The organism is Mycobacterium montefiorense (assembly GCF_003112775.1).
GTDB classification, from domain to species: Bacteria; Actinomycetota; Actinomycetes; order Mycobacteriales; family Mycobacteriaceae; genus Mycobacterium; species Mycobacterium montefiorense.
In genome coordinates this window covers 64,301-78,070 of sequence record NZ_BFCH01000023.1, presented here as the reverse complement: position 1 = coordinate 78,070, position 13,770 = coordinate 64,301, and the positions used below count along the sequence as shown (strand labels likewise).

General features: G+C 65.4%; 14 protein-coding genes. 7 read left to right on the top strand and 7 right to left on the bottom strand.

Going from position 1 to position 13,770, the window contains the following annotated elements; all coding sequences use genetic code 11:
- Position 1 precedes the first annotated feature (1 nt).
- Positions 2-727 carry a sensor domain-containing protein gene (locus DB708_RS21325; RefSeq protein WP_235616879.1) on the top strand — a complete coding sequence of 242 codons (726 nt, stop codon included), beginning with the start codon at positions 2-4 and terminating at the stop codon, positions 725-727.
- 112 nt (positions 728-839) lie between these two features.
- Here DB708_RS21325 and DB708_RS21320 read toward each other — a convergent pair whose 3' ends face one another.
- Together DB708_RS21320 and DB708_RS21315 are read right to left on the bottom strand one after the other, a co-directional pair.
- Positions 840-2,879 carry a glycoside hydrolase family 15 protein gene (locus DB708_RS21320; protein ID WP_108925427.1) on the bottom strand — a complete coding sequence of 680 codons (2,040 nt, stop codon included), beginning with the start codon at positions 2,877-2,879 and terminating at the stop codon, positions 840-842.
- Between the two features lie 136 nt (positions 2,880-3,015).
- Positions 3,016-4,224, bottom strand: a complete 1,209-nt coding sequence (locus DB708_RS21315; RefSeq protein WP_201263577.1) for an FAD-dependent oxidoreductase — start codon at positions 4,222-4,224, stop codon at positions 3,016-3,018.
- Positions 4,225-4,252: 28 nt separating this feature from the next.
- Here DB708_RS21315 and DB708_RS21310 point away from each other — a divergent pair, with 28 nt between their 5' ends.
- The 5 genes from DB708_RS21310 to DB708_RS21290 all read left to right on the top strand — a co-directional run bounded on the left by DB708_RS21310 (position 4,253) and on the right by DB708_RS21290 (position 8,574).
- Positions 4,253-4,456, top strand: a complete 204-nt coding sequence (locus DB708_RS21310) for a hypothetical protein (protein WP_372510648.1) — start codon at positions 4,253-4,255, stop codon at positions 4,454-4,456.
- A gap of 322 nt (positions 4,457-4,778) precedes the next feature.
- Positions 4,779-5,816 (top strand): sulfate ABC transporter substrate-binding protein, encoded by a 1,038-nt coding sequence (locus tag DB708_RS21305; RefSeq protein ID WP_108925424.1) that lies wholly within the window; start codon positions 4,779-4,781, stop codon positions 5,814-5,816.
- On the top strand, positions 5,813-6,682 hold the full coding sequence (cysT, locus tag DB708_RS21300) for a sulfate ABC transporter permease subunit CysT (RefSeq protein ID WP_108925423.1): 870 nt from the start codon (positions 5,813-5,815) through the stop codon (positions 6,680-6,682). Before DB708_RS21305 ends, cysT begins: the two co-directional genes overlap by 4 nt.
- Positions 6,679-7,497 carry a sulfate ABC transporter permease subunit CysW gene (gene cysW / locus DB708_RS21295; RefSeq protein ID WP_108925421.1) on the top strand — a complete coding sequence of 273 codons (819 nt, stop codon included), beginning with the start codon at positions 6,679-6,681 and terminating at the stop codon, positions 7,495-7,497. The genes cysT and cysW overlap by 4 nt, the downstream gene beginning before the upstream one ends.
- Positions 7,498-7,512: 15 nt before the next feature.
- Positions 7,513-8,574, top strand: coding sequence for a sulfate/molybdate ABC transporter ATP-binding protein (locus DB708_RS21290; protein ID WP_108925420.1), 1,062 nt, complete (start codon positions 7,513-7,515; stop codon positions 8,572-8,574).
- A gap of 7 nt (positions 8,575-8,581) precedes the next feature.
- On the opposite strand, the gene DB708_RS21285 is transcribed toward DB708_RS21290, so the two are convergent.
- The 5 genes from DB708_RS21285 to DB708_RS28260 all read right to left on the bottom strand — a co-directional run bounded on the left by DB708_RS21285 (position 8,582) and on the right by DB708_RS28260 (position 12,253).
- The gene (locus tag DB708_RS21285; RefSeq protein WP_108925419.1) at positions 8,582-8,911 is read right to left on the bottom strand and encodes a hypothetical protein; all 330 of its coding nucleotides are present in this window, start codon (positions 8,909-8,911) and stop codon (positions 8,582-8,584) included.
- 48 nt (positions 8,912-8,959) lie between these two features.
- Positions 8,960-9,691 (bottom strand): sirohydrochlorin chelatase, encoded by a 732-nt coding sequence (locus DB708_RS21280; RefSeq protein WP_108925417.1) that lies wholly within the window; start codon positions 9,689-9,691, stop codon positions 8,960-8,962.
- The gene (locus DB708_RS21275) at positions 9,670-10,416 is read right to left on the bottom strand and encodes a phosphoadenylyl-sulfate reductase (RefSeq protein ID WP_108925415.1); all 747 of its coding nucleotides are present in this window, start codon (positions 10,414-10,416) and stop codon (positions 9,670-9,672) included. Before DB708_RS21275 ends, DB708_RS21280 begins: the two co-directional genes overlap by 22 nt.
- Positions 10,413-12,083: a nitrite/sulfite reductase gene (locus DB708_RS21270; RefSeq protein ID WP_108925413.1), complete on the bottom strand. Its 1,671-nt coding sequence runs from the start codon at positions 12,081-12,083 to the stop codon at positions 10,413-10,415. The genes DB708_RS21275 and DB708_RS21270 overlap by 4 nt, the downstream gene beginning before the upstream one ends.
- Positions 12,084-12,196: 113 nt before the next feature.
- Entirely contained in the window at positions 12,197-12,253 is a 57-nt protein-coding gene (locus DB708_RS28260) for a hypothetical protein (RefSeq protein WP_368026538.1), read from the bottom strand.
- Between the two features lie 341 nt (positions 12,254-12,594).
- Between DB708_RS28260 and hemW the strand changes: the two genes are divergently transcribed.
- Positions 12,595-13,767, top strand: coding sequence for a radical SAM family heme chaperone HemW (gene hemW / locus DB708_RS21265; RefSeq protein WP_108925411.1), 1,173 nt, complete (start codon positions 12,595-12,597; stop codon positions 13,765-13,767).
- Positions 13,768-13,770 lie beyond the last annotated feature (3 nt).

Here is a 13,770-nt window from a genome sequence, read left to right as displayed (position 1 = left end):
CGTGTCGCTGCTGGGTGTCTTGCTGGCTACCGGGTGCGCCACCGCGATCGGCGGCAAAGCGGTTCCGGCGCCGAATCAGTTGCCGCATCCAGTGATTGGTGAAAAGGTCAAGCAGGTACTGCCCGATTCGGCGGCCTTGTCAAAGCTTCTCGACCGCCCGTTCCAGGCCATCTCGCAATTCCCGCCGGTGTTCGGCGGCGGCGAGATATTGGAAGACGATTATCCGTCGACTTCGCCCGCCGAGTGCATGGGCGTCGTCTACATGGCCCAGAAAAGCCCCTACCAGTCCGCCGATGTCAAGAACGTCGCTCGCGAGCTTTGGCAGCAGGAGGGCTCCCCGGAACGTGCGATCGACATCGCCGAGGGCGTCGTCGCCCTGCCCACGATGGCAGACGCCATCGCGTTGTTCGCGAAGTTCTCCGCGCAGTGGCAGCAATGCGATGCCAAAACGCTGACCGTGCCGGCCAGTAGTTTTGTCCAGAACGTCATCAGCGACGTCCGCGTTAAGGATTCCGTTGTCGCAGCGGGTGTTTCGCGAGAACCGGGGGATCAGTCAATTCTGGTGGCCGTCCCGGAAGTCCGTGCCCTCGGGGTGCGGGGGAACTGCCTGGTCGAGGTGGAGGCCGCTTTTGTCGGCAGCACCGACCTGACGGACCAGCCGTCTGCGAAGACCGACGCCGTCGCCATCGCGCACGCGATGATGGACAAGGTCAGCGCGCTGAGCTGATCGTCACGCACGCCAAAACCAGCGCTTTTGTTGCTGTTTTCATCGCCCCGCTGATCGCTTCGAATGAATTACATTGCCGGGTAGGGGTTTCCGCTCGCGTGCGTCGATGATCTCACATGGGTGCGTTGGCCGGCTGGAACATCCCGGAGCCGTCGGATTCCTCCTCTGCGCGAATCACGTGTACCACCGCGTTGATCAGCGCCAGATGGGTGAACGCCTGCGGGAAGTTGCCCAGGTGCCGGCCGGTGCGCGGCTCGATCTCCTCGGCGTAAAGGTGCAACGGGCTGGCGTAGGACAGCAGGCGCTCGCAAAGCCGCTTGGCCCGCGCCACCTCACCGATCTCGACCAGCGCTGACACCAGCCAGAACGAGCAAATGGTGAACGTGCCTTCCTCGCCGGACAGCCCGTCGTCGGTCTGCTCGACCCGGTAGCGCAGCACCAGGCCTTCCTCGGTGAGTTCGTTGGCGATCGCCAGCACCGTGTTGCGGACCCGCGGGTCGTCGGGCGGCAGGAAACGCGTCAACACCACCAGCAGCAAAGAGGCGTCCAGCGCGTCGCTGCCGTAGCGCTGGGTGAACACGCCGCGGGAGTCCACGCCGTTCTTGAGGATGTCGGCCTTGATCTCTTCGGCGACGGCTCGCCACTGCTGGGCGTAGCTCTTCTCGCCCTGGCGTTCGGCCAGTTTGGACCCGCGGTCCAGCGCCACCCAGCACATCACCTTCGACGACGTGAAGTGCTGTGGCTCCCCGCGCACCTCCCAGATTCCGCGGTCGGGTTCGCGCCAGTGCGCGATCGCCTCTTCCACCTGTTTCTTCAGCACCGGCCACAGCGTCTCGGGAACCTGCTCGCGTGACTTGGCATGCAGATAGAAGGAATCCAGGATCGAGCCCCAAATGTCGTGCTGGATCTGGTCGTAGGCGCCGTTGCCGATGCGCACCGGGCGGGCATGGTCGTAGCCGGAAAGATGGTTCAGTTCCTCTTCGACCAGGCTGCGCTCGCCGCCGACTCCGTACATCACCTGCAGTGGATGGCGCTCGTTGCTGTTGGCGCCCGACACGTCGGCGATGAACGCGAAGAAGTCGTCGGCCTCCCGATCCAGGCCCAGCGTGTAAAGGCCCCACAACGCGAACGTCGAGTCCCGGATCCAGGCGTAGCGGTAGTCCCAGTTGCGCTCGCCCCGCGGTGTCTCCGGCAGCGACGTGGTGCTGGCGGCCAGCAGCGCACCGGTGGGTGAATACGTCAGGCCCTTCAGGGTTAGCGCGCTGCGCTGCAGGTATGCCCGCCACGGATGGTCCGGGAAATTGCCGATGTTGATCCACTGCCGCCAGCACTCGGTGGTTTGCCACATCTTGTCGGCGGCTTCTTGGTAGGTCTGCGGGGGCGGGTGCTTGGTCCAGCTGAGCGCGACGAACATGTCGTCGCCCTCCTTCATCCGGGTGCGCGCCCGCGCTTCGCGCCCCTCCAGCCCGATGTTCAGGTTGCTGGTCAGGCGTAGCTGCGGATGGTCATCCGGTTGCTTGCCCGCCCGAGCAATCGCCTCGCCGTACGCGTTCGCCGAGTACTCCCAGCACACCCCGGTCCGGTGGTAGTCGAATGCCGGCTCGCAGCTCATCATCAGCTCGACGGTGCCGCTGACACAGCGCACCGTGCGCAGCAGGATGTGTTCGGCATCCCAGTCCATCGGCGTGCGGCGGTGGGTTTTGGATCGGCGTTCGATGTCATGCCAGGGGCCCATCACCAGCGCGTCGCGCACGATCAGCCACCCGGTGTGGGTCTGCCAGGTGGTTTCCATGATCAGGCTGCCGGGCAGGTAGCGGCGGGCCGAGGGCACCGAGACGCCGTACGGGCCCAGCCGGAAGTGGCCGGCGCTGCGATCCAGGATCGCACCGAACACGCTCGGCGAGTCCGGCCGGGGCACACACATCCACTCCACCGAACCGGCGGGGGAGATCAGGCACGTCGTTTCCCAGTCGGACAGAAATGCGTAGTCGGCGATCGGCGGGAACGGGTTGCGCAACGCCGAGCTGGAGGTAACCGGCGCCGGCGCGCTGAAGTCGAGCGGCGAGACGAGCGGTGACTGGTTGGCCGACCCAAACGCCCCCTCGGGGGCGGTATCGGCGGGCTGGTCGGCGGGTTCGGCGTGCATGACCATCTCGACATCATCATCTGTCGACCCGCCCGGCGTCCATGCTTTTGCCGAGGTGGCGCGCGGCGGTGGCGGCCTACGGATTACCCGGGTCGCGGGCGAACTTGGGCGCGTGCTCGGGTAGCGGACCGATCGCGATCATCTAGCCGATTAGCCGCTGAACTGCCGGCACCCGACCGATCAGCCGGACCACCTTTGCAACGCGGTGGTCGCCCCCTTGGCTATCCGGCCGACCCGGCGATTGCACCGCGACCGCGATCACCCGGGCGTGGATCGTGCGTTGCACCGACTGCAGCAGTGCGGTCGGCATCCAGCGGCGCAGCTGCACCCGGGCCAACTGCCGGGTGGATACTCGTCCGCGCTGCAGCGGGCCCGCCAGTAACCGCCCTGCTGCGACCGCGTCGGCCACCGCCAGGTTGATGCCGACGCCACCGACCGGCGACATCGCATGTGCCGCGTCGCCGATGCACAGCACGCCGTCGGCGTACCAGCGGGGGAGCCGATTAAGTTGCACGTCAAGCAGTTTCACGTCGTCGAAGGAAGACAACGCATCGATCCGGTCGGCGAGCCAGGGCACCAGGCTCAGTAACACGCGGTGGAAAGCCTCGATGCCTTCCGCGCGCAGCTGTGCGTCGGCGCCCTTGGGAATGATGTAGGCGATCTGGTAGTAGTCGCCGCGGTCGATCATGATTGACCCGTGTCCGGCCTGGAAGGTGCCGGCGAGTCCGGCCGGGTCATCGGGTTGGCGAGGCAACCGGAACCACCACACGTCCATTGGCGCACCGAAGCTGCGGGGTGTGAGCCCGACCGCCGAGCGCACCGTCGAGCTACGACCGTCGCAGGCCACCGTCAGCTCGGCCCGCATCTGCTTGGTCTCGCCGCTTGGATCGCGGTAGGTGACGCCGACGACGCGGTCGCCGTCGCGAACCACTCCGGTCACCTCGGTGCTGCGCAGCAATTGGAAGGTGGGTTCGGCAGCGGCGGCGCTGGCCAGCAGTTCCAGCAGGTCCCATTGCGGCACCAGGGCGATGTGCTGATGCTTGCCGGGCAGATGGGTCAGATCGAAACTGACCGGTTGACCATCCAGCTGCATCCGCATGGTGTCGATCAGACGATGCGGGATCTGGGCGAAGCGAGCTGCGAGACCGAGTTCGTCCAGCAGGCGCAAGGTACTCGCGTGCACGGTGTCACCCCGGAAGTCACGCAGGAAGTCGGCGTGTTTTTCCATCACCGTGACGTTTACGCCGCCGCGCGCTAAGAGCAGACCAAGCACCATGCCGGCCGGACCGCCGCCGGCGATCACACAGGTGGTCTCCCCGGCTGCGGTAGGCACCCGCCGATCTTGACACATTGGTGTTTCGGGTGCCCGGACGAATAGTGTGAGCCCGGTGAACGGGTTCCTGAACTGGTGGGACGGAAATGAGCTATGGATTTCCGGACTTCCCTTTGTGCTGCAGGCCATGGTGGTGATGCCCGTCGTGCTGGCGGTGGCCTACATCGCGGCGGTGGCGCTGGACGCCGTGCTCAATAAGGGCATCGAATTGATGCGCCGCGGCCAGCAGATCGATGGGACGCCCCGGTAACCCCCATGCCTCGGTCTCACGTGACGCTGGTTCTCGTCACGCTCGTGGTGTTGGTGATCGTCGCGTGGTGGGTGACGCACTGAGGCGGGCGTGCCGACTTGCACCGAGACCCGTCCCGCTGGCGGGCCAGCGAAATCCTGTTAGGCTTCGCGCCATGCACCTGACATCCGAAGCCCCGGAATGTGATGTCTTCGTGCACTGTTGTCGCTGACTACCACCCGCGCGCGGTTTGGTAGGGAGTTCGCGATTTCTCCTTGAGGCGTATACGCCATTCCGCAGCTACGGGAACAAGATCCGTAAGTCCCGCACTGGAAGGCCGCGAATGCTCAACGACATCGGCAGCGCACGGTGCTGGCGACCATTCGCTGCGCTCGCATTGATTTCGATTGTCGTCGCGGCATGCAGCCCCGGCCCCAGCGACGCCGTGGGCGGTGGCGGTTTGGCCAATGCCCACACGACCATCACCCTGGTCGCTTATTCGGTCCCAGAACCCGGATGGAGCAAGGTGATTCCCGCTTTCAACGCTTCCGAAGAGGGCAAGAGCGTGCAGGTGATCACCTCGTACGGGGCTTCCGGCGACCAGTCCCGCGGGGTGGCCGACGGTAAGCCGGCCGACCTGGTCAACTTCTCGGTGGAGCCCGACATCACGCGATTAGTCAAGGCGGGCAAGGTTTCCAAGGACTGGAATACCGATGCCACCAAGGGCGTCCCGTTCGGGTCGGTGGTGTCGTTGGTGGTGCGCAAGGGCAACCCGAAGAACATCAAGGATTGGGATGACTTGCTGCGGCCCGACGTGGAGGTCATCACCCCCAGCCCGTTGAGTTCGGGCTCGGCGAAGTGGAACCTGCTGGCGCCGTACGCAGCTAAAAGCGATGGCGGCAAGAATAACCAAGCCGGCATCGACTTCATCGGCAAGCTGGTGCGCGAACACGTCAAACTGCGCCCCGGGTCGGGACGAGAAGCCACCGATGTTTTCGTTCAGGGCAGCGGCGACGTTCTGATCAGCTACGAGAACGAAGCTATAGTCGCGGAGCGCGCGGGCAAACCGGTCGAACATGTCATCCCGACACAGACCTTCAAAATCGAGAATCCAGTGGCGGTGGTGACAACCAGCCCGCACCTTGATGCCGCGACCGCCTTCAAGAACTTCCAATACACGGCCGCGGCGCAAAAGGTATGGGGCCAGGCCGGTTTCCGGCCCGTGGATCCAGCCGTCGCTGCCGAATTCCGCGACCAATTCCCACTTCCGTCGAAACTCTGGACGATCGCCGACCTGGGTGGCTGGGCCACGGTGGATCCGCAGCTGTTCGACAAGAGCAACGGCAGCATCACCAAGATCTATACCAAGGCCACCGGATGACGGCGGCGATCCGGCCCGAACTCGGCGGACCCGAAGGTGAGGGTCCGCACCCGCAGCTAAGCGGGGGGTCTTCGGTCCGCCCGCGCGCCACCTCACTGCGGGTCGGTGTGGCGACGGTATGGCTCTCGGTGATCGTTCTGCTCCCGTTGGCAGCGATCGCGTGGCAGGCCGCCGGCGGTGGCTGGCACGCGTTTTGGCTGGCGGTCACCTCGCATGCGGCAGTGGATTCGTTCCGGGTGACCTTGACCATCAGCCTCGGGGTCACGGCGGTCAACGTCGTGTTCGGTCTGCTGATCGCCTGGATTTTGGTGCGCGACGACTTCATCGGTAGAAGGCTGGTGGACACGGTCATCGACCTGCCGTTCGCGCTTCCGACGATTGTCGCCAGCCTGGTGATGTTGGCCCTGTACGGAAACAACAGCCCGGTGGGCCTGCACCTGCAGCACACCGCGTGGGGCGTGGCGGTAGCACTCGCGTTCGTTACGTTGCCGTTTGTGGTGCGCGCGGTTCAGCCGGTGCTGCTGGAAATCGATCGCGAGACCGAAGAGGCGGCGGCATCGCTGGGCGCGAGCGGCACGAAGATCTTCACCTCCGTCATCTTGCCTTCGCTGCTGCCGTCGTTGTTATCCGGTGCGGGACTTGCATTTTCACGGGCCATCGGCGAGTTCGGCTCGGTGGTATTGATCGGTGGGGCGGTGCCCGGCAAGACCGAAGTCTCGTCGCAATGGATCCGGACATTGATCGAAAACGACGACCGCACCGGTGCTGCGGCAATATCCATCGTGTTGTTGCTTATTTCGTTCGTGCTGCTGTTCATTTTGCGGATTGTTGGCGTCCGGGCCGCGCGACGGGAGCAGACCTCGTGACGTCGTCACGCTGGGTTCGTTACCTCACTCGCTATCTCGGACTGGCGTATGTCTTTGTGCTGTTGATCGTTCCGGTCTCGCTAATCCTGTGGCGGACCTTCGAGCCGGGGTTGGGCCAGTTCTACGACTGGATCAGTACCCCGGCGGCGCAATCAGCGCTGGACCTATCGCTATTGGTGGTGGCCATCGTGGTGCCACTCAACGTGGTCTTCGGCATACCCACGGCATTGGTGCTGGCGCGCAACAAATTCCGCGGCAAGGGCGTGTTGCAGGCGGTCATCGACCTGCCGTTCGCGGTCTCACCGGTAATCGTGGGCGTTGCCCTGATCCTGCTGTGGGGATCGGCGGGCGCGTTCGGATTTGTCGAAAAAGACCTCGGGCTGAAGGTCATCTTCGGCTTACCGGGCATAGTCCTCGCCAGTATCTTCGTCACGCTGCCGTTCGTGGTCCGCGAAGTCGAGCCGGTGCTATACGAGTTGGGGACGGACCAAGAACAGGCGGCCGCGACACTGGGTTCCAGTTGGTGGCAGACGTTTTGGCGCATCACGCTGCCTTCCATTCGGTGGGGCCTGACCTACGGCATCATGCTGACGATCGCGCGCACTCTCGGGGAATACGGAGCGGTCATCATCGTGTCGTCCAATCTTCCCGGGACATCGCAGACACTCACGCTGTTGGTCTCGGATCGCTACAACAGGGGCGCCGAGTACGGCGCCTACGCGCTTTCCACGCTGCTGATGGGAGTCGCCGTGGCGGTTCTGATCGTCCAGGTGATCCTCGACATTCGCCGGGCACGGGCGAACAAGGCTGCTTGACAAGGAGACACGGAAATGACCGCCATAACGACAGAGAACGCGATCATCGTGCGGGACGCCAACAAACGCTACAACGATTTCGTGGCGTTGGATCATGTGGACTTCGTCGTGCCGACGGGTTCGTTGACGGCGTTGCTGGGACCCAGCGGCTCGGGCAAGTCGACCTTGTTGCGTACCATCGCCGGTCTCGACCACCCGGACACCGGGAGTGTGACGATCAACGGACTTGACGTCACCCGGGTGCCGCCGCAGCGCCGCGGCATCGGATTCGTGTTCCAGCATTACGCCGCGTTCAAGCACATGACGGTCCGCGACAATGTCGCCTACGGATTGAAGATCCGAAAGCGACCGAAGGCCGAGGTCAAGGAGAAGGTCGACAACCTACTGGAAGTCGTGGGCCTCAGCGGATTTCAGGGTCGCTACCCCAACCAGCTCTCCGGTGGTCAACGACAGCGCATGGCGCTGGCGCGCGCGCTGGCCGTCGACCCGCAGGTGCTGCTGCTCGATGAGCCGTTCGGCGCGCTGGACGCCAAGGTGCGCGAGGACCTGCGGGCCTGGTTACGGCGCCTGCACGACGAGGTCCACGTCACCACGGTGCTGGTCACCCACGATCAGGCCGAGGCATTGGACGTCGCCGATCGGATCGCGGTGCTCAACAAGGGCCGTATCGAGCAGGTCGGTTCTCCGACCGAGGTTTACGACGCTCCGGCCAACGCGTTCGTGATGTCGTTCCTGGGGGCGGTCTCTACACTGAACGGCAGTTTGGTTCGCCCGCATGACATTCGGGTCGGCCGCAATCCCGAGATGGCGATCTCCGGCGGTGACGGCACCGCCGAGTCCATCGGGGTGGTGCGCGCTACCGTCGAGCGGGTGGTGGCACTGGGTTTCGAGGTGCGCGTCGAGTTGACCAGCGCCGCCACCGGCGGCGCGTTCACCGCCCAGATCACCCGAGGCGACGCCGAGGCGCTGGCGCTGAAGGACGGGGACACCGTCTATGTGCGGGCCACCCGCGTGCCTCCGATCATCGCGGACACTCTGTCGGCCGGCGAAGATCACAGCACGCTGACCTCGGCATGATCCGTGGTCAGGGCCGCGCCGACCAATAGGGCGGCCGTTGTGTCACCCGCTCGAGGTAGTCGGCCACCTGCTCCTCGTCGGACTCCGTGGTGTCATCGCCGTGGGCGAGTGGGCACCATCGCGGGTCGACCTCGATAATCCAGACCGCCTCGAGTTCCACCTCGGGCATCGGGGCGCCCGGCGCCGGCGAAATCAGGTCTGCGGCGAATCCTTCGGCGCCCGGCCAGGTCAGGCCGTCGCTGTAAATGAGCTCGTTGTTCTGATTTGCGGCGACGACGTGAACGTGGGGCAGGCCGGCCAGGTGTTCGGCGAGCCGGCGCGCGTCGCGATCACCCATTGCGCCATGTTAGTGCCGCAGCGCATGACGTTGGGCCTGTTAGGCCTGTTAGGCCGCGACCTGACCGGCGGCCGCCGCGGCGAAGCGATCCAGCACCGTCTCGGCCACCAAACGATGGGCACCCAGCGGGGCCGCCATCTCGATGCCTGCCTTGTCGGCAAATTCCTGCACCTGGTCGGGGAGGCGTCCCTGCGCCAGGAACCACGGTGCGATGACCACGCGATGCGCGCCCTGGCGGCGCAACCTGCCCAGCCCTTCGGCCAGCGAACGTTGCTGTTGGGTGGCAAACGCGGTGGTTGCCCCCGCCCAGGAGGTGCCCGCCAACAGCTTTGGTGCGACCCGGCCCGTGCGCGCGTTCACCGCCAGGTCGGACGTGCCGATCGCCACGACGAGTACACCAAGGCTGTCATCGAGGCGAGATACGCCCAACTCCATCACGCGCCGGCGCAGCACCGACACCAGCCGGTCGTCCTCGCCGAGCACGGGTGCTTGCCACACGTCTTGGGCGGTAACGCAACTGGCGATCTGCGCGGGGATGTCGACTCGGGCGTGGTACGCGTTCGCCAACAACAACGGGGTGACGACGGCCGGGCCGTCCAGTGCTGTAAGCACGTCGGTCAGGCTCGGCGAGTCGTGGTCCAGGAATGCCAGTCGCACGTCAAGATCCAGCCGTAGGCGCGCCACTTGGCCGGCGACGGCGCGTGCGTTGGCCGCCGACCGTGCGTCCTTACTTCCGTGTGCGGTCAGCACGAGGGTGGTCACGACGCGTGCAACCCGCATTCGGTCTTGGAGAGCCCCTGCCAACGCCCGCTGCGCGGATCGGCGCCCTCTGCGGGCTTGGCCGTGCAGGGAGCGCAGCCGATCGACGGATAGCCTTCGTAGACAAGCGGATTGACGAGGACGTCGTGCTCATCGATGTAGCTCTGCAGCGTCTCGTCGCTCCACGCGGCCAGCGGGTTGATCTTCACCAGCTTGAACGCCTCGTCAAAACTGATCACCGGCGCGTTGGCGCGGGTCGGTGCCTCGACCCGGCGTAGCCCGGTCACCCAGGCGGAGTAACCACTGAGCGACTTACCCAGCGGCAGCACCTTGCGTAACCGGCAGCATTCGCCCGCATCCCGGGCGAACAGGTCCTTGCCTAGCAGTTTGTCTTGCTCGGCGACCGTACTTTCCGGCGTGACGTTGAGAACCCGTACGTCGTAGACGGATTCGATCGCATCGCGGGTGCCGATGGTTTCGACGAAGTGATAGCCGGTGTCCAGGAAGAGCACCGGTACGCCGGGGCACACCTTGGACGCCAGGTCCACCAACACGGCGTCCTGCATATTGGAGGCGACGACGTAGTTACATGTCGCCCAGCCGCGCGGCCCGTTGACCCCGCCGAAGTGTTCTTCGGTCCAGCGCAACAGCTCGTCGGCGCTGGCGCCTTCGAGTTCGGCCGCGCCGCGGGTGGCTATCTCGCGCAGTTCGTCCTCGGTGCGCTTGGTCGCCGTTTCGCTGCTCATCGGAGGTCCGCTTCGTCGGCGCGAACTGCCCACTGCGCGAACCGCTCACCGCTATCGCGGTGTTTGAGGAAATTGCGCGCCACCCGGTCGATATAGTCGCCCAGCTCGTCGCTGGTGACCTTGTGCTGGCGCAGTTTTCGGCCGAAGCCGCTGTCCAGCCCAAGACTGCCGCCCAGGTGTACCTGGAAACCCTCGACCGAATTGCCGTTGCCGTCGTCGACCATCTGCCCCTTGAAGCCGATGTCGGCGACCTGAATTCGCGCGCACGAGTTCGGGCAGCCGTTGATGTTAACGGTGATCGGCACGTCCAGGCGCGAGTTGATGTCCTCCAGCCGAGTTTCCAGCTCGGGCACCAAAGTCTGTGCCCTGACCCGTGTTTCGGCGAAGGACAGTTTGCAGAACTCGATCCCGGTGCAGGCCATCAGGTTTCGGCGCCAGTGCGAAGGTTGTGATTGCAGGCCAAGCGCATCGAGGCGGGCGATCACGTCGTCGAGCTTGTCGTCGGGGATGTCGAGGATGACCATCTTCTGGTAGGGCGTGAACCGGATCCGGTCCGAGCCCGCCTGCTCGGCGAGGTCGGCCACCGCGGTGAGGATGGTGCCGGACACCCGGCCCGCGACGGCGGCGACACCGACGGCGTTGAGCCCGTTCTTGAGTCGTTGTACCCCGACATGGTCGATCGGGTGCGGGACCGGCTGCGGGGCCGGGCCGTCGATCAGCGGACGCTTGAGGTACTCGGTTTCCAGAACTTCCCGGAATTTCTCGATACCCCAGTCCTTGATCAGGAACTTCAGCCGAGCCTTGGCCCGTAACCGGCGGTAGCCGTAGTCGCGGAAGATCGAGGTCACTGCGTGCCACACCTCGGGTACCTCTGCGAGAGGAACCCAGGCGCCGACCCGCTGGCCCAGCATCGGAACGGTGGACAGCCCGCCGCCGACCCACAGGTCCAGGCCGGGTCCGTGCTCGGGGTGGTTGACGCCGATGAACGCGATGTCGTTGACCTCGTGCACCACATCCTGCAGGCCGGAGATCGCGGTCTTGTACTTGCGCGGCAGGTCGGCGAACTCGGGCTGGCCGATGTAGTTGCGCACGATTTCGTCGATCGCCCAGGTCGGGTCGAGTACCTCGTCGAGCGACTCGCCGGCCAGCGGAGAGCCCAGGATCACGCGCGGGCAGTCGCCGCACGCCTCCGCGGTCTGCAGTCCGACTTCGGCCAGCCGCCGCCAGATTTCGGGAACGTCTTCCACCCGTATCCAGTGGTATTGCACGTTCTCCCGGTCGGAGATGTCGGCGGTGTCGCGGGCGAACTCGGTCGAGATCTGGCCCAGCGTGCGCAGCGCGGTCGCCGTCAGTGCGCCGCCGTCGCAGCGCACCCGCATCATGAAGTACTTGGCTTCGAGCTTGTCCATGTTGTCGTCGCCGGTCCAGCTGCCGTCGTATCCCTGCTCACGCTGGGTGTACAGGCCCCACCAGCGCATCCGGCCGCGCAGATCGTTCTTCTCGATGCTGTCGAAGCCCTCTTTGGAATAGGTGTCCAAGATGCGGTCACGCACCTCGAGCGGGCGGCCGGCCTGCTTGAACTCCTCGTTGGGGTTCAGCGGCTCGCGATCTCCCAGCGCCCACTGGCCCTCACTTCGAGGGGCCTTGGCGGGACGGGCTGTGGTCATTTCGAAGGTCTCCTTCGCGGGCTGTACAAGCGTGGACGCGCGACTCACCGGTCTATCTACGGCGGGCGCAGATCCGGCGCCTGGTGGACGTACAGGTGGGCGGGTCTACGGAATCAAGCCGGACAGCTACAGCTGCAGACGCGCTTGAGGTCGATATGCCGACGCGCCACCAACGCAATGCGCAGGCTGGGCTGGGCGACGGTCACGCGCCCATTCTGCCACGGAAAGGGATGTGCCGCGCCACCAGGTCGAATTTCTTCTCACGATGAGCAAAACTACCCGATAATCCTGGGTAATCGGATAGACAAACCCGAGAAAACCCTGAGAGGCCGGTGCTACCAGCGTTTGACGTGGCCAATCGGCCGACCGCCCGCGCGGCAGTGCCGATCTCGTCCGCCGAGCATCGCCGCGGTGTGGCTCGTACAATTGCGCGCCGGGCCGGGGCGAATTTGCTCGCCGGCGGCTGGATCGAGCGGTCGGCTCGACCTGTTCAACCGTGCAATCATTTGGCATGGCCCTTCGCACGGCACCGGTTGAGCTACCCGGGCTACAGCGGAGTCCCCGACATTCGTTCGGGGTGTACGTGCATGTCCCGTTCTGCATAACTCGTTGCGGATATTGCGATTTCAACACCTACACGCCGGCGGAGTTGGGTGGCGTCAACCCGGACGCCTGGCTGTTGGCGCTGCGCACCGAGCTGGCGCTGGCCGCCGCACGGCTGGACGCACCGACGGTGAACACGGTGTTCGTCGGCGGTGGGACGCCGTCGCTGCTGGGCGGTGCGCGGCTGGCCACCCTGCTGGACATGGTGCGCGAGCACTTCACGCTGGCGCCGAACGCCGAGATCACCACCGAGGCGAATCCCGAGTCGACCTGGCCGGAGTTCTTCGATGTCATCCGGGCGGCCGGCTACACCCGGGTGTCACTCGGCATGCAGTCGGCGGCGCCGCGGGTGCTGGGCACCCTCGACCGGGTGCACTCGCCCGGGCGCCCGGCCGCCGCCGCCCGTGAGGCCATGGCCGCCGGTTTCGAACACGTCAACCTGGACCTGATCTATGGCACCCCGGGCGAATCCGACGACGATCTGCTGCGTTCAGTCGAAGTGGCCGTCGAGACCGGGGTCGATCACGTCTCCGCGTACTCCCTGCTCGTCGAGCCGGGCACCGCCCTGGCCCGCCGGGTCCGCAGCGGTGAGCTGGCTGCCCCGGACGACGATGTGCTGGCGCACCGTTACGAATTGGTCGACGCGACACTGTCCGCGGCCGGGTTGACCTGGTACGAGGTGTCCAACTGGTCGCGGTCGGGCGGGGAGTGTCGGCACAACCTTGGCTACTGGGACGGCGGTCAGTGGTGGGGTGCCGGGCCGGGTGCACACGGATACGTGGGCGCAACGCGGTGGTGGAATGTCAAGCATCCCAATGCCTATGCCGAGATGCTGACAGATTCCAGGTTGCCGGTGGCGGGTTTCGAGCAGCTCGACGCCGAGGCGTTGCACACCGAGGACGTGTTACTGAAAACCAGGATGCGCCAAGGGCTCCCGCTTGACGGGCTAAGCGCCGCCGAACACGAACGCGCCAAAGCCGTTGTCGCTGAGGGCTTGCTGGTGGCCGATGGCGACAAGCTGGTCCTCACGCCGCGCGGCCGGTTGCTGGCCGACGCGGTCGTGCGGACCATCTTGGAGTGACGG